The organism is Actinosynnema sp. NPDC059335, from assembly GCF_042752395.1.
Lineage (GTDB): Bacteria > Actinomycetota > Actinomycetes > Mycobacteriales > Pseudonocardiaceae > Actinosynnema.
Map to the genome: position 1 here is coordinate 10,915 of NZ_JBHYXZ010000111.1, position 18,295 is coordinate 29,209.

Here is an 18,295-nt window from a genome sequence, read left to right on the forward strand (position 1 = left end):
GGGGGGGGGGCGCGGGTGGGGGGGGCCCCCCGCGGGGCGGGGGGGGGGGGGGGGGGGGGGGGGGGGGGGGGGGGGGGGGGGCCCCCCCCCCCCACGGCTCCTCCCACGACCAGCGCGGTCAGGGCGGCCCACAGGGGCGACTTCCGCACGCGTCTCATGCCGTTTCCTCCTTCGGATCAGCGGTGGGCAGCCAGACGCGCATCGTGGAAGGGCCGCGGTTGGCCCACGCGTGGTACGCCACGAGCGGCACGTCGGCGGGTTCGTCGTCGACTTCGGGCGCGGCCCGGGCCGGGTCCGGCAGGTAGGGCCAGTCGTGGTCGCGCGGTCGCACGCGCACGCAGCGCACGGTGACGCGGCCGTCGACCAGCTTCGGCGGGGTGGAGGTGTCGACGCGCAGCTCGTCCACGGACCCGACGCCCGGGACGTCCACGGACTCCAGGGCGTGCACGACCGGCCCGCGTTCCACGGCGACGCAGCCGCGGACCGCGTCGATGCGCGGGTCGGGGTGGGTGAACCGGGGCTCCACCGGCAGGCGCAGCACGACCTCGTCGCCGCGCCGCCACGTGCGCCGCTCCGTGACGCTGCCCGGCGCCACCGCGCGGGTCCGCCCGTCGACGGTCAGGGTCGCGCCTCGCTCGGCCCAGCCTGGCACGCGCAGCGTCAACGCCCACGGGTGGTCGTCGTCGCCGTCCACGACCACCCGGATCTCGCCGTCGTGCGGGTACCCGGTCTCGACCGACACGCGCAGGCGGCGGCCGTCGGCACGGCGGTGCTCCACCGTGCCCGGCACGTACTGGTGCAGTTGCAGCCCTTCGTCGTCGGCCGTGGCGACGTACGCCGACAGGCTGGCCAGGGTGCGGGCGACGTTGGTCGGGCAGCACGAGACCTCGAACCAGGGCGCGCGCAGCGAGGCCGCGGCGCGCAGGCTCGGCCGGTCGGCGTCGGGCCGCGTGCCGACCTCGCGGCGGTGCAGGGTGTTGGCGTAGAAGAAGCTGCGCCCGTCCTCCGCCGGCGACGTGGACACGACGTTGAACAACGTCCGCTCGATCAGGTCGGCGTACCGGGGGTCGCCGTCGGCCAGCAGCAGCCGCCAGGCGAGCATCACCGAGCCGACGCCCGCGCACGTCTCGGAGTACGCGCGGTCGGGCGGCAGCACCCAGTCGCCGCCGAACGCCTCGTCCTGGTGGCGCGAGCCCTGCCCGCCGGTGACGTACGTGCGCCGCGTGACCGCGTTGGCCCACTGGCCGCGCACCGCGTCGAGCAGCACCACGTCCTTCAGCTCGACCGCGACGTCGACCGCGCCCGCGGCGAGGTAGTTGGCCCGCACCGCGTGCCCGCGCAGCGAGGTGGCCTCCCGGACCGGCGTCTCGTCCTGGAAGTACTCCCGGCCGAACTCCACGTCCCGCAACCGGCCGTGGCCGCGCCGGTCCACGAACAGCGCGGCCTGCACGAGGTAGCGGTCGTCCCCGGTGACCCGGGCGAACTCCACCAGCGCGGTCTCGATGCCGGGGTGGCCGCAGACGCCGTCGAGGCCGTCCGCGCCGAAGGTGTCGCAGAGGTTGTCGGCGGCGCGGCGGGCGACCTCCACCAGCCCGTCGTCCGCGCCCGGCCTGGTGCGGGCGCGGGCGACCGCGGCGTGCAGCAGGTGCCCGACGCAGTAGACCTCGTGGCCCCATTCGAGGTCCGACCAGCGCGGCTGCTGCCCGGGTCGGCCGAACCTGGTGTTGAGGTAGCCGTCCGGCTCCTGGGCCGCGGCGACCCTGGCCACGACGGCGCGGAAGCGCGCTTCGAGCCCGTCGTCGTCGCGGCGGCCGATCTCCCAGGCCAGGGCTTCGAGGTACTTGTAGACCTCGGAGTCGGAGAACTCGCGTCCCCGCCGCCGCCCGGCGAGGTCGCCGCCGGACGCGGCGAGGTCGAAGTTGCGGATCCAGCCCTCGCGCTCCAGCCAGTGCTCGATGTGCGCGAGGGTCGCGTCGGCGTTGACCTCCTGCCGCCGCGCCCAGAACCCGCCGGTGATCCGGACGTCGCCCACCCCGAGCGGCCAGAGCCGCCCGCGGGCCGGCAGGACAGGTGCCGCGGGTGCGGTGCGTGCCATGCTCAGCCTTTCAGCGCGCCGGACATGAAGCCGCGCACGTAGTGTCGTTGGAGCAGGAGGAACAGGACGATGCACGGGAGGGCGAGGATGACGACGCCCGCTTCGGTCGCCCCGTAGTCGACGACGCCCTGCACCTGGCCGCGCAGGTTGGACACGGCGAGCGGGAGCGTCATGCGCTCGGAGTCGTTGATCAGGATCAGCGGCGCCATGAAGTCGTTCCACGCGGCCAGGAAGGAGAACAGCCCCACGGTGATCAGGCCCGGTTTCACCGCGGGCAGCAGCACCCGCCACAGCGTGCCCCACGGCGAGCAGCCGTCCACGGTCGCGGCCTCGTCCAGCTCGCGCGGCACGGCCTCGAACGAGATGCGCATCAGGAACGTGGAGAACGGGAGCTGGAACATGGTGAGCACGAGCGCGACGCCCACCAGCGAGTTCTCCAGCCCCACCTCGTTGAGCAGCACGTACAGCGGGATGAGCAGGGTGGCGTACGGGACCATGAGGATGGCCAGGGTCAGCAGGAACAGGAAGTCGCGGCCCGGGAAGCGGAACCGCGCGAACGCGTACCCGCCCAGCAGCGAGGTCACCAGCGTCAGGGCCACCGTGAGCAGCGAGACGAACGCCGAGTTGGCCAGGTAGCGCCAGATCCCCGCCTGGTAGCCGGCCAGCGTCTCGTAGTTGCCGAAGCCCCAGCCGTCGGTCTGGTTCGTGCCCGGCTGCGGCGAGACGGAGGCGACCGCGGTCCAGATCAGCGGCCCCACGAAGATCAGCGCCAACGCCCCGGTGAACACCCGGTACGGCATGCGCAGCGCGATGCCGGCGACGGTCGTGCCCTTCGCCGCGCGCGAGTTCGGCGGTGCGAGTGCGGTCATCGCGTCACTTCTCCTCGGACCGGAACGCGCGCAGTTGCACCGCGTTGAGGACGATCAGCGCCAGCAGCGCGATCACCGAGATCGCGCCCGCCACGCCCAGGTCGTTCTGCCCCTGGAACGCCACCATGTAGATGAGCTGGACGACGGTGATGGTGCTGTTGTCCGGTCCGCCCTTGGTCAGGATGTAGAACTGCTCGAACGCCAGCAGGGAGCCGGTCACGCACAGCACCGTCGTCAGCGCGAGCGTGGGCCGCAGCAGCGGCAGGGTGACCAGCCGGAAGGTCTGCCACCGGGTCGCGCCGTCCGAGCGGGCGGCCTCGAACACGTCCGCCGGGATGCCCTGCAACCCGACCAGCATGAGCACCATGTAGAACCCGGCGAACCGCCACACGATCAGGAACGTGGTCGACAGCAGCGCGCCGGTCGGCGTGCCCAGGAACGTGAAGCCCCAACTGTCCATGAGGGACTTCAACGGGCTTGCGAACGGCGAGTAGAACACGTAGAACAGCAGCGACGCCGAGGCGAGCCCGAGCGCGCTGGGGATGAGGAACGACGCGCGGAGCAGGTTGTTCCACCGGCTCGACTCCTGCACCAGCAGGGCCAGGCCGAGGCCGATCACCAGCAGCAGCACGGTCGCCAGCGCGGTGTACTTCAGCGTGAAGACGACCGAGTCGGTGAAGAACCGGTGGTCGACGGCCTTGACGAAGTTGGCGGGCGCGTTGAAGCCCTGGTCGCCGGTGAGCAGCGGCCACCGCGACAGCGACATCTCGACCACCAGCCCGAGCGGCACCAGGAACAGCGCCACCACGAAGACCGCGGTCGGGGTCGCGTACAGCCAGCCGAGCAGGGAGCGCCGGTCGCGGGGCCGGGCTCGGCCGCGCGCGGGCGGGTCGGGAGGGCTGTCCGTTCGCGTGTCCGGCGGCCGCGAGGGCGCGTCCACGCTCGTCTCGCTCATGGGAACCTCTCGTCGTCGGGGTGGCGGGTCGCCGACGCGCCCGCGTGTCCTACGTTCGCGTCAACCGTGTCCTACGTTCGGAACACCCGAGTTCAACGCTCACTCCCCGGCTCAGGGGGGTGATGGGCGGCGTGGACCGCCCGGTGGGCTCGCCGAAGCCCGGCACGGTTGGGGGATGTGCCGTTCGCGTGCCGGCCGGCGGACCACCGGCTGCCGCCCGCGCGATCGACCCTGACGTGTGCCGTCCGCGGTGGTGGCCGGCGGACGGTTGGCCGCCCGCTCGACCCGGGGGCGTGCCGTCCGCCCGGTGGCGGGCGGGCGCGGTCCGCGCACCCGCCCGCCGGGGACTACTGGCCGAGCACCGCGGTGATCTCGTCGTTGTCCTTGCCGAGGTCGCCGCCGCCGTTGAGGACCTGGTTGCGCACCAACGTGAGCCACGGGCTGTTGGGCGCGTTGAACGCCTGCTGGAAGTTCGGCGCGACGGGGGTGTCGCCCTTGCCCGCCACCTCGTTGATGGTCACCAGGCGCGGGTCCTCGGTGGCGTACTTGTTCTGGGCGAGGTCGGCGCGGGACACCACGTCCTTGTTCTTGGCCAGCACCTCGACCTGGGCCTCCTCGGACATCATCCAGCTCAGGAAGTTCCACGCCTGGGCGGCCTTCTTCGAGTCCTTGGAGACGCCGATGCCGTCACCGCCGACGAACGTGGACGCGCCGCCGCCCGGTCCGGGGATGCCCGCCACCCCGACGTCGAACGGCGTCGAGGACAGCAGCGTGGCCGGGTAGAACATCAGGCCGACCTTGCCCTCGGTGAAGGCGGCCGTCCACGTGGGACCGGTCTCGCCCGAGGAGGACGGCAGGACCGCGCCGGACTGCCACAGGTCGCGCCAGGTGTCGTAGACCTCCTTGGCCGTGCCGTCGGCGAGCTTGGACTCCTTGCCGTCCTCGCTCAGCACCTCGCCGCCACCGGCCCAGACGGACGGGAACCAGGTGAAGACCAGGCAGCCGCCGCAGTTGAGCCCGGCCGCGGTGCCGTAGACGCCGGGCTTGCCCAGCGCCTGGACCTTCTTGGCCGCGTCGGCGTACTCGGCCAGCGTCGCGGGGGCCTTCTCCGGGTCCAGCCCGGCGTCGGCGAAGAGCTGCTTGTTCCAGAACAGCATCGACAGGTCCAGCACGAACGGCAGCACGTGCGCCTTGCCGTCGAGCGTGCCCGCCGACAGGTGGCCCTTGTTGATGCTGTCCTTGAACTCCAGGCCGTCGATGTTGGCGCTCAGGTCCTTGAACAGCCCCTGGCCGACCCAGTTCGGCACGTACACGATGTCCGCGGCGAACAGGTCGGGCAGGCCGTCGGAGCCGGCCGCCGCGCCCACCTTGGCGACGTAGTCGTCGTTGGGCACGACGGTGAGGTCGACCTTGTTGCGGTGGCTCGCGTTGTACGCCTCGACCAGCAGCTTCGCCTGCTTCTCCAGCGGCGCGCGGGTCCACAGGGTCAGCTCGCTGCCGTCGTCCACCCCGGTCGGGCCGGCGTCGACGGCCCCGGCGCCGCCCGTGTCACCGCCGCCCCCGCACGCCGCCACGGCGAACAGCAGCGTCGCCGCGAAGGCCCCGGCCAGTGACCGCAGCGCGGTCCGTCGGCCCAAGGTTCGCCTCATGTGGTGCTCCTCCTCGATTTCGCGGTGGTTCGTCCCTGCCGATCGGGGGCGGCGTCAGAGCCGCTGCGCGAGCCGGTGGTAGGCGTTGTTCCAGCGGAGCCGGTCGGCGAACGACCGGTGCTCGGTCGCCGCGTCGACCAGGACCAGCTCGACGCCCGCCATCTCGGCGAAGTCGGCCAGCGCCTCCCGGTCCACGGCGGTGCTGAGCACGGTGTGGTGCGGACCGCCGGCGATCAGCCAGCACTCGGCCGACGTGGCCAGGTCGGGTCGCGGCCGCCAGACCGCGCGGGCGACCGGCAGGCGCGGCAGCGGCTCGTCCGGCTCCACCAGGTCGATCTCGTTGGCGGTCAGCCGCAACCGGCCGCCGAGGTCGGCGAGGCCCACGACGATCCCCGGGCCGGGCGCGGCGGTGAAGACCAGGCGCACCGGGTCCTCGCGGCCGCCGATCGAGAGCGGGTGGACCTCCAGGCTGGGCCGGTCCGCCGCGATGCTCGGGCAGACCTCCAGCATGTGCGCGCCGAGGATCTTCGGCTCGCCCGGCCCGAAGTGGTAGGTGTAGTCCTCCATGAACGAGGTGCCGCCGGGCCGGTCGCCGGCGACGACCTTGAGGATGCGCAGCAGCGCCGCGGTCTTCCAGTCGCCCTCGCCGCCGAACCCGTAGCCGTCGGCCATCAGGTTCTGCACGGCCAGCCCCGGCAGCTGCCGCAGGCCGCCCAGGTCCTCGAAGTTCGTGGTGAACGCGCCGAACCCGCCGTCGGTGAGGAAGTGGCGCAGGCCCAGCTCGATGCGGGCCCCGTAGCGCAGGGACTCGTGCCGCTCGCCGCCGCGCCGCAGCTCCGCCGCCACGGCGAAGCGCTCCTCGTAGTCGCCGACCAGCGCGTCCACGTCCGCGTCCGCGACCCCGTCCACGACCTCGACCAGGTCGTTGACCCCGTAGGCGTTGACCGAGACGCCGAGCGTCGCCTGCGCGCCGACCTTGTCGCCCTCGGTCACCGCGACGTCGCGCATGTTGTCGCCGAAGCGGGCCAGCCGCAGCGCCCGCGCCGCGCGCCACCCGGTCGCGGCGCGGACCCAGGCGCCGATCCGGTCGAGCACCGCCCGGTCGGCGGTGAAGCCGACGACCGTCTTGCGGGCCACGCCCAGCCGCGACTGCACGTAGCCGAACTCGCGGTCGCCGTGCGCGGCCTGGTTGAGGTTCATGAAGTCCATGTCCAGCTCGGCCCAGGGCAGGGACCGGTTGGCCTGGGTGTGCAGGTGCAGCAGCGGCTTGCCCAGCGCGGACAGGCCGGCGATCCACGCCTTGGCGGGCGAGAAGGTGTGCATCCAGGCGATGACGCCGACCACCGCGTCGTCCGCGGTGGCGTCGAGCAGGGTGCGGCGGATCGCGTCGGCCGTGGTGAGCACCGGCTTCCACACCACGCGCGGGCCGGCGCCCAGGCCGTCGGCGACGGTCCGGCACACCTCGCGGGACTGCTCCGCGACCTGCTCGAGCACCCGCTCCCCGTACAGCGACTGGCTCCCGGTGAGGAACCAGACCTCTGCCGGCGCGTCCGCGATCGCCACGACGGCCCACCCACCTCTCCGCGTCCCGAAAACCTTTTCGGAGATTCTGGCTGGCTGTTTCCGGCATGTCAACGGTTCATTTCGGCCAGTTTCGCCAGGTCGGCGCGAGGTGTGCCGGGCACACGAAAAAGCGCAACGGCCCTGGTCGAAGGGCCGTTGCGCAGCGGGTGAGGATCAGGCGCGGCCGGGCAGGGTCACCCCGCCGCGCGGCCGGTCAGCTCGACGGCGCGGTCGAATCGCGGACCACGACGCGGCCCGGGTACTGCTCCGACGTGGGGCCGTCGCCGCCGTCGATGGCCGCGAACAGCCGCCGGCCCGCGACCGCGCCGAGGCGTTCGAGGTTCATGTCGACGCTGGTCAGCCGGGGCCGGGAGTGCGCGACGATCGCGTCCCAGTTGTCGAACCCGATCACCGAGATGTCGCGCGGCACGTCGCGGCCGAGGTCGCGCAGGCTCTCCAGCACGCCCCGCGCTATCTGGTCGCTGCCGCAGAAGATCGCGTCGACCTCCGGGTGCTGCTCGACCACCAGGTGCGCGGCGGCCCTCCCCCACGTCTCGTCCCACGACCCGTAGTACGGCTTGCCGCCGAGCATGGTCAGGCCGGCGTCGGCGAGCGCGACCGCGGCCCCCTGCGCCCGGTCCCGGGCGGCGGCGAACCCGTGCTCGCCGGTGATGTGGGCGATGCGGCGCCGGCCGCAGGCGAGCAGGTGCTCGACGGCCAGCCGGCCGCCGCCCACGTTGTCCACGGTGAGCGAGATGTCGGCCGGGTCGGCCGAGGGCGCGTAGACGTAGACGACCGGCACCGGGATGGAGCCCGCCAGCGGAGGGCGCGGGTCGGTGTCGGAGCCGACCACGATCAGTCCGTCCACCCGCCGCGACAGCAGCGCGCGCACGTGGTGCGCCTCGCGGATCGCGTCACCGCGCGCGTCGCACAGGAAGACCGAGACCTGGCCCGCGCCGAACGCGTCCTCCGCGCCCATCAGGATCGGGATCGAGAACCGGCCCTCCAGGTCGCTGGTCAGCAGCCCGACCGTGCCGGTCCGGCCGCCGAGCAGGCCGCGGGCGAGCGCGTTGGGCGCGAAGGAGAGCAGTTCCGCCGCCTTGAGCACGCGTTCCCGCGTCTCGTCCTTGACCTCGTCCCGGCCGTTGATCGCCTTGGACGCGGTGGCGACCGACACCCCGGCCAGCTTCGCCACGTCGGTCAACGTGGGCGCCCGCTTGCCGGGGACCTTCGACCCAGTGCTCATGCCACGCTCCCTCTCCGCGTCCGACGCCCGCTGCCGACGGCGTCGTGACGGTCCCTCCGCGCACGACGATACCGCGCCGAAACCCTTTTCGACGGGCCGGGCGCCCGTTCGGGGGCGGTGTTACACAGTCAAACCGAAGGATCCTCATATGTGAGCGTGCACATCGGGTGGCGCACCTCGGCGGCCGATCACCCGGCTGCCGCGAGCCCGCCGACCCGGTGACCGAAAGGGGTTTCAGCCGGCCGGGCGAACCGACGGCACGTGCCGGACCGGGAAGGCGACCGACCGCGCGATGAAGCAGTCCTCGTGCGCCCGCCCGTGCAACTGTTCGGCCCGGCCGACCATCGACGCGTCGGCGACGGTCACCTCGGGCCGCAGCACGACCTCCGCGAACCGGCCGGTGTTGCCCGGCTCCTCGCGCATGACCCCGCTCGCCTCGTCGGCGTAGTCGAGCACGACGACGCCGGCGCGGGCGCACAGCGACAGGTAGGTGAGCATGTGGCACTGCGACAGCGAGGCGACCAGCAGCTCCTCCGGGTTCCAGCGGTCCGGCGTGCCGCGGAAGGCGGGGTCGGCACTGGCGCGCAGCGTCGGCTTGCCCTGGGCGGTCACGTCGTGGTCGCGGCCGTAGCCCCGGTAGTTCGCCGTGCCGACGCCGGTGTTGCCGGTCCAGCGCACCGCGACCCGGTACCCGTGCTCGGTGGTCATGCCGGTGTTCCTCCGTCCTGTCCGGACAACGCGGACATCGTCGCCAGGACGTGCCCGCGGGCGTGGGCGGCCGCCTCGTCCGGCCGCCCGCCGGTGATGGCCGCGATCAGCAGGCGGTGTTCCTCGTCCACCCGCGCCGGGCGGGCGGGCGCGGCGAGCGAGGCGCGGGTGGAGACGGTGATCTGGTCCCAGACGCGGTCCAACGCCTCCAGCGCCACGGGGTTGTCGGCGAGCACCGCGACGTGCCGGTGGAACGCGCGGTTGCGCCGGACACCGTCGAGCAGGTCGCCCCGCCGGGTGGCGACGTCGGCCAGGTCGGCGTGCTCGGCGAGCCGGGCCAGCGCCGCCGGCGCCACCTCGCCCGCCCGCCTGCGGTGCGCGGCCGTCTCGGCGGTCAACGCCTCCAGCGCCGCGCGCACGAGGTAGGCGTCCCGCAACGCCTTCCCGCCCAGCTCGACCACCGTCACGCCGCGCCGCGCGGCGTGGACCAGCCCGTCGCTCTCCAACCGGCGCAACGCCTCGCGGACGGGCGTGCGGCTGACCCCCAGCCGTGCGCACAGCTCCTGCTCGGTGACCGGCCGACCGGCCGGGTACGCGCCGAGCACGATCAGGTCGCGCACCTCCCGGTACACCGACCTCGTCACTCGCGGCACCCCCTTGTACGCAATGTATACAAAGTATACGTCGTAGGGCAAGCCGCTCCCCGCCGGGAAGCGGGATCCCCTCAGCTCTTGGGCGTGAGGTAGCCGCGGGAGAACGCGGTGGCCACGGCCGCCGCCCGGTCGTTGACGCCGAGCTTCGCGTACGCGTGCAGCAGGTGGGTCTTGACCGTCGCCTCGCTGATGAACAGCTGCTTCGCCGCCTCGCGGTTGGTCGAGCCCCGCGCGATCAGCTCCAGCACCTCCAGCTCGCGCTGCGACAGCGGCTCGGACGCGGGTTGGCGCATCTGCCCCATCAGCCGGGTCGCGACGGCGGGCGAGAGCACCGCCTGGCCGCGGGCCGCCGCCTCCACGGCGCGGAACAGCTCCTCGCGCGGCGCGTCCTTGAGCAGGTAGCCGGTCGCGCCCGCCTCGATCGCGGGCAGCACGTCCGAGTCCGTGTCGTACGTGGTCAGCACCAGCACGCGGGCGGGCACCCCGCGCTTCGCCAGCTCCTTGATCGCGGTGACGCCGTCCGTGCCGGGCATCCGCAGGTCCATGAGGACGACGTCGGGCCGCAGCCGGTCGGCGGCGGCGATGGCCTCCGCGCCGTCGCCCGCCTCGCCCAGCACCTCGAAGCGCGGGTCGGCGCTGAACATGCCGCGCAGCCCGTCCCGCACCACCGGGTGGTCGTCCACGATCAGCAGCTTGATCATTCCGCGCCCCCGGCCGGGATCGCGGGGACCGTCGCCGAGATCGCGGTGCCGCCGCCCGGCTCCGACTCGATCTCCAGCCGACCGGCGAGGCGCTGCACCCGCTGCCGCATGCCGGCGAGCCCGAACCCGCCGCTCGCCGAGCCGTTCGCGCGCCTGGCGGCCGGGTCGAAGCCCACGCCGTCGTCCCGCACGTCCAACGTCACCAGGTCCTCCATGTAGGACAGCGTGAGCCCCACCCGGCCCGCGCGGGCGTGCTTGGCCACGTTCGCGAGCGCCTCCTGCGCGGTCCGCAGCAACGCCACCTCGACGTCGGCGTGCATGGGCCGGGGGTCGCCGGTGGTGGTGAGCACCGCGTCCACGGCGTTGGCCTCCGCCCAGCGCCTGGTGACGTCGTTGATCGCGTCCGGGAGCCTGGCCTCGGCCAACACCGACGGCTCGACGGCGTGGACGGTCCGGCGCGCCTCGGTGAGGCTCTCCCGCGCCAGGTTCATCGCGTTCGTCACGTGCCGGCGCGCGGTCGTGGGCTCGGCCATCGTCTGCTCGGCGGCCTGGAGCTGGGTGAGGATGCCGGCGAGCCCTTGGGCCAGCGTGTCGTGGATCTCGCGCGCCATCCGCTGCCGCTCGTCCAGCACCCCGGCCTCGCGGGCCTGCACCAGGAGCTGGGCGTGCAGGCCCGCGTTCTCCTCCAGCGCGGCCTCCAGCTTGACGTTGGCCTCGTGCAGCTCGGCCAGCGCCTGCTTCTGCTTGTCGTTGCGCCGGTCGGCCCGCTCCGCGAAGTGGGAGAACGCGCCGGCCAGCAGCGTGACGATCGCCCCGAGGATCGGCCAGCCGAGCCACAGGTCGTCGTCCCGGACGTTGGCCAGGCCGCCCAGGTACGACAGCGACGCGACCATCGCCGTGGCCGCGATCCCGACGTACCGCCACCCGCCCTTGAGGTACTGGAACGCCTGCGGGTAGCCGACGAAGGCGAAGAAGCCGTACCAGGGCGCGAGCGCCACCAGGCCGAAGGCCAGCCCGATCAGCCCGACGAAGTACACCGCCATGACCGGGCCGTTGCCGTGCCACTCGGGGTGGAGCGTGTGGAACCACAGCAGCCAGAGCAGGGTCGCGCCCGAGAGGCCCAGCACCTCCGGGTACGCCACCGGCTCGTGCCAGATCGGCTGCAGCAGCGTGATGGAGGTGCCGATCGACAGCAGGAAGTAGGGCAGGATCCGGAAGACCTTCGCCTCGCCGCGCTCCCAGCGGTCGAACTCCTCCCGCAGCTCGGCCTCGATGCTCACGACCTACTCCCAGCGGAAGTACCGCGCGGCCAGCCCGCCGGCCACGATCGTCCACCCCAGCATGACCGCCACGTGCGGCCACTGCGGCCAGTGACCGCCGGCGGCGTCGGACAATGATTGCACGCCCGCGCCCAGCGGCGTGAAGTCGCTGATGGTCCGCAGCAGGTCGTTCATCGTCTCGCGGGGAGCCCACAGGCCGCCGAAGAACAGGAACGGGAAGAACAGCAGCGACCCGATCGCGCCCGCGCTCTTGCCGCTGCGGGCCAGCGAGGCGACGAGCAGGCCGATCGCGAACATCGCCACCGCGCACAGCACGTACGCGAGGACGTAGGCGGGCACCTGCCGGGGCAGGTGGACGCCGAAGGCGAGCCGGGCGACGGCCAGCACGACCACCATCACCACGACGGACAGGGCGGTGGACATCAGCAGTTGCGCGCCGAGCATCACCACCGGCTTCACGGGCGTGGTGCGCATGCGCCGCAGCACGCCCTTCTCGCGGTAGGTGGCGAACCCCTGCGGCAGGCCGCTGATCGCGAACATGGTGATCGCCATCGCGACGATGATCGGCGCGTACAGGTCGATCACCCGCGCGCCGCCCAGTTCCGGGTCGGGTTCCCGGAAGTCCGGGATCAGGCCGAGGATGACGAGCAGGAGCGGCGGGAACGCGAGCGCGAAGAACACGCTCGTCGGCTCGCGGAAGAACAGCTTGGTCTCGGTGGCGGTGAGCCTGGTCAGGGCGGGCACGGGGTCTCCTCAGGAGTCGATGGGGCGGCCGGTGAGCGCGACGAACGCGTCGTCCAGCGAGGTCTGCTCGACCCGCAGGTCGCCGGCGACGACCTGGTTGCGGGCGAGCGCGGTGGTCACGGCGAGCAGCAGGTTGCCGGTGCCGGTGACGACGAGCTGGCCGCCCGCCCGCTCGACCGACGTGACCTCGGGCAACACGGTCAGCACCGCGTGGTCCAGGGGCGCGGAGGGCCGGAACCGGATCCGCTGCCGGTCGTCCACCCTGGCCACCAGCCCGGCCGGGGTGTCGAGGGCGACGACCCGACCGGCGTCCACCAGGGCGAGGCGGTCGCAGAGCCGCTCGGCCTCCTCCATGAAGTGGGTGACCAGCAGGATCGTCACGCCCCGGTCGCGGACGCGCTCGATCAGGTCCCACGTGTCGCGGCGGGCCTGCGGGTCGAGGCCGGTGGTCAGCTCGTCGAGCACCGCCACGCGCGGGTTGCCGACCAGGGCCAGCGCGATCGACAGCCGCTGCTTCTGCCCGCCGGACAGGTTCCGGAACTGCGTGCCGAGCTTGTCGGTCAGGCGCAGCGTCTCGATCAGCTCGCGCCAGTCGGCCGGCCGGGCGTAGAAGGAGCTGAACAGCTCCATGGCCTCGCCGACCTTCAGCTTGTCCGGCAGCTCGCTCTCCTGGAGCTGCGCGCCGAGCAGGTGCCGCAGCCGCGCCTCGTCCCGTCGCGGGTCGATCCCGCCCACGCGGATCTCGCCCCCGTCCGGGGTGCGCAACCCCTCGACGCACTCGACGGTCGTGGTCTTGCCGGCCCCGTTCGGGCCCAGGATGCCGAAGATCTCGCCCTGCTCGACGGCGAAGCTCACCCCGTCCACCGCGGTGTGGTCGCCGTACCGCTTGACGAGGTTGGTCACCTCGATGATCGCCATGGGACGAGCGTGCAGGTCGGGAGGGGTGCGCCGGATCGACTGCCCGGCCAGACCCGCGCTCGGCCGCGGTGGAGGAGGGGATCAGCCGATCGGTTGACCGCGGCCTCCGCCCCGGCCGTGACGGTGTTGCCATTCTGGCAACGGACTTTGCCGATCCGCCGTCTTCGTGGTCAGAATCGGCGTGGTCGGCAGGAGAGCGGGAGGACGACCATGGCGCACGAGTTCGACAAGGCGTACTGGGAACGGCACTGGCGACCGGGCGACGGCGGGTCCATGGGGGCGAGCCCGCCCAACCCCTACCTCGACCGGGAGACGGAAGGGCTCGTGCCGGGCACCGCGCTGGACGCCGGGTGCGGTGCCGGGGCCGAGGCGATCCGGCTCGCCTCGCGCGGCTGGCGGGTGACCGGGGCCGACATCTCGGCCGCGGCGCTGGCCCGCGCGGCCGAGCGCGCGGCGGCGGGCGGGGTGGACGTGCGGTGGGTCGAGGCGGACCTGGCCGTGTGGCGTCCCGACGCGCCGTTCGACCTGGTCATGACCCACTACGCCCACCCCGCGATGCCGCAGTTGGACTTCTACGACCGAATCGCCGGCTGGGTCGCGCCCGGCGGCACCCTGCTGATCGTCGGCCACCTCCACCACGACCACGGGTCCGGTGACGACCACCCGCCCGCCGAGGCGTCCGCCACCGCCGCGGCCATCACCGCGCGCCTGGACCCGGCGGAGTGGGAGGTCATCACCGCCGAGGAGGGCCGGCGGACCCTCGGCGGCCACGGGCAGACCCACGACCACGACCAGGAGCAGGGGCACGGCGACGCACACGGGCACAGGCACGGGCGGGAGTTGCACGACGTCGTCGTGCGCGCCGTCAGGCGGGCGCGGCCGGCGTCCAGGTGACCGGCAGCTCGTGCACGCCGTAGAGGTTCATGTCGCTCTTGAGCCTGACCCGGTCGGCGGGCACGGCGAGCCGGAGGGTCGGGAAGCGGCGCAGGAGCCCGGCGAACCCGGCACGCAGCTCGATCCGGGCCAGTTGCTGGCCGAGGCACTGGTGGACGCCGTGGCCGAAGCCCAGGTGACCGCGGGCCGCCCGGCGCACGTCCAGGGCGTCGGGGTCCTCGAAGCGCCGGGGGTCGCGGTTGGCGGCCAGCAACGACACCACGACGGTGCACCCCCGGCCGATCGTCTCGCCGCCCAGCTCGATGTCCTCCGTGGCGTAGCGGTAGAAGATGTCGGCGACGGACAGGTAGCGCATCAGCTCCTCGACCGCGCCGGGCAGCAGGTCCGCGTCGGCGCGCAGGGCGGCGAGCTGCCCGGGGTGCTCCAGCAGCGCGAACGTGCCCAGCGCGAGCACGTTCGCGGTCGTCTCGTGGCCCGCGAGCAGGAGCAGGAAGGCGACGCCGGTCAGCTCCTCGACCGTGAGGTCGTCGTGGCGGGCGAGGTCCGACAGGAGGTCCTCGTCGGGGTCGGCGCGCTTGCGGGTGACCAGTTCGGCCAGGTAGGCGGTCATCGCGTGGTACGCGGCCATCTTCTCGTCGATCGCCACGTCCCGCTCCAGGAACCGGGCGGAGTTGACCTGGAAGGTCTCCCGGTCCGCGTAGGGGACGCCGAGCAGTTCGCAGATCACCAGCGACGGCACGGGGAGCGCGAACCGCTCGACCAGGTCGACCGGCGGCGTGAGGGTGGCGAGTTCGTCCAGCTGCCGTGCCACGATCTCCGCGACGCGCTCTTCGAGCTGCTTCATCCGCTTGACGGTGAACGCGCCGGTGAGCTTGCGCCGCAGCCGGGTGTGGTCCGGCGGGTCCATGGCGATGAACAGGCCTGGCACCTGCGGTGACGGCTCGGTGGCGGCCACGTCCCCGTAGGGCACGTGCAGGACGCCGATGTCCTGGCGGGAGCTGAAGCGGGTGTCGGCCAGGAGCTGCCGGACCTCGTCGTAGCCGGTGACGAGCCAGCCCTCGTGGCCGTCGGGGAAGATCAGGGGGCTGACCGGGCGGGTGGCGCGCAGGTCGCTGATCCGCCGGGGCGGGTCGAAGGGCCCCGCGTCGCGCTCCACGGGCAGGCCGTGCGGGATGTCGGCCGTTCGGGTCATCGGTGTTCCTTCCGTGGCGGGTGTCCCGGTCACGATCACCGACCGGCCGGACACGCCGCTGACACCGCTCTGACACGACCCTGACGCCGCCCCGATCCGCGAACACCCGTCCGCCGCCGCCTCCGAGGCACGGCCCGGCCGCACGCCGCCCCACCGACGACCCGGCAGGACGGCCCGCACGCCGACCCCGACCACAACCCCGGACATCCGCCCGGCACACGACGAGGCCCGGTTCGGCGGACCGAACCGGGCCTCGTCGGGTGAGCGACGCCTTCCGGACGAAGGGGGGATTCGCGGAGGCGTCCGCTCGACCTGCCCTGGTGGTCAGGCGGCCGCGGGGGTTCCGGTGCGGTTCTCGGCCACCTTGCGACTGATCATCAGGGACAACAGGGCAGCGCCGATGCTGAGCGCCCCGGCCACGTACCAGGCGGGCGCGTAGTCGCCGTAGCTGTCGCGGGTGATCCCGGCCAGCGTCGAGGCGATCGCCGCGCCGATCTGGTGCGAGGCGAAGACCCAGCCGAACACGATCGGCGCGGACATGCCGTAGTGCTCGCGGCACAGCGCGACGGTCGGCGGCACGGTGGCGATGAAGTCCATGCCGTAGAAGATGACGAACACGATCATCGGCCCGGTGATGGACTCGTGGAACAGCGACGGCAGCACCAGCAGCGAGATGCCGCGCAGCACGTAGTAGACGCCCAGCAGGATCCGGGAGTCGACGCGGTCGGTGAGCCAGCCGGACAGGATCGTGCCGATCAGGTCGAACACGCCGATCAGGGCCAGCAGGCCCGCCGCGTGGACGCTCGGCATGCCGTGGTCGTGCGCGGCGGGGATGAAGTGCGTGGCGACCAGGCCGTTGGTGGTCGCGCCGCAGATGGCGAAGCCCAGCGCGAGGAACCAGAACGGCTTGGTGCGGGCGGCGTTCTTCAGCCCGTCGATGGCCAGGCGCGCGGCGTTGCCGGTCACCGGCGGCGCGGGCACGACCTCGTCCGCGCCGTACGGCGGGATGTTCAGGTCGGCCGGGTGCTCGCGGAAGAACAGCAGGACCAGCGGCACGGTCGCGAACGCCACGAGCGACACCACGATCGCCGCCGAGCGCCACCCGCCCGAGGACTCCGTCAACGACGCCACGAGCGGCAGGAAGACCAGCGAACCGGTCGCGCCACCGGCCGAGAGCAGGCCGGTGACCAGGCCCTGGCGCTTGACGAACCACCGCGTGCCGATGGTGGCCACGAAGCCCAACGAGATGGAACCGGCGCCGAGGCCCACCATCACGCCCCAGAGGAGCACGAGCTGCCACGCCGCCGTCATGAAGATGGTCAACCCGCTGCCCAGCGCGATCAGCGCCATCGCGCCGGCCGTCACCTTGCGCACGCCGAAGCGCTCCATCAGGGCGGCGGCGAACGGCGCGGTCACGCCGTACAGCGCCAGGTTGACCGACATGGCGAAGCCGATGGTGCCGGTCGACCACCCGAACTCGCGTTGCAGGGGGTCCACCAGCGCGCCCGGGGTGGAACGGAACCCAGCGGCGCCGACGAGCGCGACGAAACCGATGCCCGCGATCATCCAGGGCCAGAGTTGCTTGTTGCGAATCACGGGACAAGGGTGCTCGATGCGGGCCGGTTCCGAAAAGTGGCTTGATGGCCATCCTGTGCAAGAATCGGGCCATGACCCGACCGCACCTGGTTGCCGTGCTCGCGCTGGACGAGGTCGTCGCGTTCGACCTCGGCACACCCACGCAGGTCTTCCACGCCGCCCGCGACCAGCAGGAGCGACGGTTCTACCAGGTCCGGGTGTGCACGCCCGGCGGGAGGCCGGTGCGCAGCTCGGCGGGCTTCACGGTCACCCCCGAGCACGGGCTGGAGCTGCTGGCCGAGGCCGACACGGTGCTCGTGGCCGGCGTCCACTACGACTCGCGGGTGCTGACCGACGGCACGGTGGACGCGCCGGTGCGCGACGCCCTGCGCGCGGCGGCGGACCGGGGCGCGCGGGTCATGTCGATCTGCACGGGCGCGTTCGTGCTGGCCGCGGCCGGGCTGCTGGACGGCCGCCGCGCCACCACGCACTGGGCGCACGCGGAGCAGTTCCGGCGGCTGTTCCCGGCGGTCGAGCTGGACCCGGACGTGCTGTTCGCCGACGAGGGCCGGATCCTCACCTCGGCCGGCGTGGGCGCGGGGGTGGACCTGTGCCTGCACGTCGTGCGGGAGGACCACGGCAGCGGGGTGGCGAACATGGCGGCGCGCCGGTGCGTCGTGCCGCCGTGGCGGCCGGGCGGGCAGTCGCAGTTCATCGTGCGCCCGATCCCGACGGTGGCCGACACGTCCACCGCACCGGCCCGCGCGTGGGCGCTGGAGCACCTGCACGAGCCGCTGGACCTGCGGTCGCTGGCCGCGCACGCCCGGATGAGCGTGCGCACGTTCACCCGCCGGTTCCGCGAGGAGACCGGGATCAGCCCCGGCAAGTGGCTCACGCAGCAGCGGGTGGAGCGGGCGCGGCACCTGCTGGAGACCACGGACCTCGCCGTCGACCAGGTGGCGCGGCACGCGGGCTTCGGCACGGGCGCGGCGCTGCGGCAGCAGATGAGCGCGACCCTCGGCGTGGCGCCCAGCGCCTACCGCACCACGTTCCGGTCCGCCGGGTAGGCCCGCGCCCGCCCCGGAACGGCAAGCGGCACATCGACACCCCGCGTCGCAAGACGCCACGCCCACCGCATGACCACACGCCGCACCGCACCACGCCGCGCGACCACCGACCTTAGCCGGACGCACCGCGGCACGACCGCCCGCACGCGCACGGCGGTCCGGCGCCGACCCGTCGAGGGCCGGCGC

Annotated in this window: 16 protein-coding genes; 2 read left to right on the plus strand and 14 right to left on the minus strand. The window is 73.2% G+C overall.

The genetic code is table 11. The features are described from left to right. Positions 1-154: 154 nt before the first annotated feature. The 12 genes from ACFXGA_RS28465 to ACFXGA_RS28520 form a co-directional block, all read right to left on the minus strand. Positions 155-2,095, minus strand: a complete 1,941-nt coding sequence (locus ACFXGA_RS28465; RefSeq protein ID WP_378093019.1) for a glycoside hydrolase family 127 protein — start codon at positions 2,093-2,095, stop codon at positions 155-157. 2 nt (positions 2,096-2,097) lie between these two features. After that, complete coding sequence (locus tag ACFXGA_RS28470; RefSeq protein ID WP_378093021.1) at positions 2,098-2,964, minus strand: carbohydrate ABC transporter permease; 867 nt, start codon at positions 2,962-2,964, stop codon at positions 2,098-2,100. 4 nt (positions 2,965-2,968) lie between these two features. Beyond that, positions 2,969-3,919, minus strand: a complete 951-nt coding sequence (locus ACFXGA_RS28475) for a carbohydrate ABC transporter permease (protein ID WP_378093023.1) — start codon at positions 3,917-3,919, stop codon at positions 2,969-2,971. Positions 3,920-4,266: 347 nt separating this feature from the next. Continuing rightward, positions 4,267-5,568, minus strand: coding sequence for an ABC transporter substrate-binding protein (locus ACFXGA_RS28480; RefSeq protein ID WP_378093025.1), 1,302 nt, complete (start codon positions 5,566-5,568; stop codon positions 4,267-4,269). Positions 5,569-5,622: 54 nt separating this feature from the next. Further along, positions 5,623-7,131 (minus strand): L-arabinose isomerase, encoded by a 1,509-nt coding sequence (gene araA / locus ACFXGA_RS28485; protein WP_378093027.1) that lies wholly within the window; start codon positions 7,129-7,131, stop codon positions 5,623-5,625. A gap of 214 nt (positions 7,132-7,345) precedes the next feature. Then, positions 7,346-8,377, minus strand: coding sequence for a LacI family DNA-binding transcriptional regulator (locus ACFXGA_RS28490; protein WP_378093029.1), 1,032 nt, complete (start codon positions 8,375-8,377; stop codon positions 7,346-7,348). Between the two features lie 234 nt (positions 8,378-8,611). Further along, positions 8,612-9,085 (minus strand): OsmC family protein, encoded by a 474-nt coding sequence (locus ACFXGA_RS28495; RefSeq protein WP_378093031.1) that lies wholly within the window; start codon positions 9,083-9,085, stop codon positions 8,612-8,614. Continuing rightward, positions 9,082-9,729 carry a GntR family transcriptional regulator gene (locus tag ACFXGA_RS28500; RefSeq protein WP_378093033.1) on the minus strand — a complete coding sequence of 216 codons (648 nt, stop codon included), beginning with the start codon at positions 9,727-9,729 and terminating at the stop codon, positions 9,082-9,084. The genes ACFXGA_RS28495 and ACFXGA_RS28500 overlap by 4 nt, the downstream gene beginning before the upstream one ends. An 80-nt stretch (positions 9,730-9,809) precedes the next feature. Beyond that, positions 9,810-10,439: a response regulator gene (locus tag ACFXGA_RS28505; RefSeq protein ID WP_378093035.1), complete on the minus strand. Its 630-nt coding sequence runs from the start codon at positions 10,437-10,439 to the stop codon at positions 9,810-9,812. After that, complete coding sequence (locus ACFXGA_RS28510; RefSeq protein ID WP_378093037.1) at positions 10,436-11,719, minus strand: sensor histidine kinase; 1,284 nt, start codon at positions 11,717-11,719, stop codon at positions 10,436-10,438. Before ACFXGA_RS28510 ends, ACFXGA_RS28505 begins: the two co-directional genes overlap by 4 nt. A 3-nt stretch (positions 11,720-11,722) precedes the next feature. Beyond that, on the minus strand, positions 11,723-12,463 hold the full coding sequence (locus tag ACFXGA_RS28515; RefSeq protein ID WP_378093039.1) for an ABC transporter permease: 741 nt from the start codon (positions 12,461-12,463) through the stop codon (positions 11,723-11,725). 9 nt (positions 12,464-12,472) lie between these two features. Then, complete coding sequence (locus ACFXGA_RS28520; protein ID WP_378093042.1) at positions 12,473-13,381, minus strand: ABC transporter ATP-binding protein; 909 nt, start codon at positions 13,379-13,381, stop codon at positions 12,473-12,475. Positions 13,382-13,591: 210 nt separating this feature from the next. Here ACFXGA_RS28520 and ACFXGA_RS28525 point away from each other — a divergent pair, with 210 nt between their 5' ends. Continuing rightward, positions 13,592-14,275: a class I SAM-dependent methyltransferase gene (locus ACFXGA_RS28525; protein ID WP_378093044.1), complete on the plus strand. Its 684-nt coding sequence runs from the start codon at positions 13,592-13,594 to the stop codon at positions 14,273-14,275. Here the strand turns inward: ACFXGA_RS28525 and ACFXGA_RS28530 are convergent. Then, positions 14,247-15,467, minus strand: coding sequence for a cytochrome P450 (locus ACFXGA_RS28530; RefSeq protein WP_378093046.1), 1,221 nt, complete (start codon positions 15,465-15,467; stop codon positions 14,247-14,249). The genes ACFXGA_RS28525 and ACFXGA_RS28530 overlap by 29 nt on opposite strands. Positions 15,468-15,791: 324 nt before the next feature. Beyond that, positions 15,792-17,063 carry an MFS transporter gene (locus ACFXGA_RS28535; protein ID WP_378093048.1) on the minus strand — a complete coding sequence of 424 codons (1,272 nt, stop codon included), beginning with the start codon at positions 17,061-17,063 and terminating at the stop codon, positions 15,792-15,794. Positions 17,064-17,134: 71 nt separating this feature from the next. On the opposite strand from ACFXGA_RS28535, the gene ACFXGA_RS28540 reads away from it, so the two are divergent. Further along, complete coding sequence (locus ACFXGA_RS28540) at positions 17,135-18,109, plus strand: GlxA family transcriptional regulator (RefSeq protein ID WP_378093050.1); 975 nt, start codon at positions 17,135-17,137, stop codon at positions 18,107-18,109. Positions 18,110-18,295: the final 186 nt, after the last annotated feature.

Excerpts from the sequence above, each read along its gene's own strand:
- ACFXGA_RS28525 (WP_378093044.1), top strand. The coding sequence starts at position 13,592 with ATGGCGCACGAGTTCGACAAGGCGTACTGGGAACGGCACTGGCGACCG.
- ACFXGA_RS28530 (WP_378093046.1), bottom strand. The coding sequence starts at position 15,467 with ATGACCCGAACGGCCGACATCCCGCACGGCCTGCCCGTGGAGCGCGAC.
- ACFXGA_RS28490 (WP_378093029.1), bottom strand. The coding sequence starts at position 8,377 with ATGAGCACTGGGTCGAAGGTCCCCGGCAAGCGGGCGCCCACGTTGACC.
- ACFXGA_RS28475 (WP_378093023.1), bottom strand. The coding sequence starts at position 3,919 with ATGAGCGAGACGAGCGTGGACGCGCCCTCGCGGCCGCCGGACACGCGA.
- ACFXGA_RS28505 (WP_378093035.1), bottom strand. The coding sequence starts at position 10,439 with ATGATCAAGCTGCTGATCGTGGACGACCACCCGGTGGTGCGGGACGGG.
- ACFXGA_RS28465 (WP_378093019.1), bottom strand. The coding sequence starts at position 2,095 with ATGGCACGCACCGCACCCGCGGCACCTGTCCTGCCGGCCCGCGGGCGG.
- ACFXGA_RS28520 (WP_378093042.1), bottom strand. The coding sequence starts at position 13,381 with ATGGCGATCATCGAGGTGACCAACCTCGTCAAGCGGTACGGCGACCAC.
- ACFXGA_RS28470 (WP_378093021.1), bottom strand. The coding sequence starts at position 2,964 with ATGACCGCACTCGCACCGCCGAACTCGCGCGCGGCGAAGGGCACGACC.
- ACFXGA_RS28540 (WP_378093050.1), top strand. The coding sequence starts at position 17,135 with ATGACCCGACCGCACCTGGTTGCCGTGCTCGCGCTGGACGAGGTCGTC.
- ACFXGA_RS28495 (WP_378093031.1), bottom strand. The coding sequence starts at position 9,085 with ATGACCACCGAGCACGGGTACCGGGTCGCGGTGCGCTGGACCGGCAAC.
- ACFXGA_RS28480 (WP_378093025.1), bottom strand. The coding sequence starts at position 5,568 with ATGAGGCGAACCTTGGGCCGACGGACCGCGCTGCGGTCACTGGCCGGG.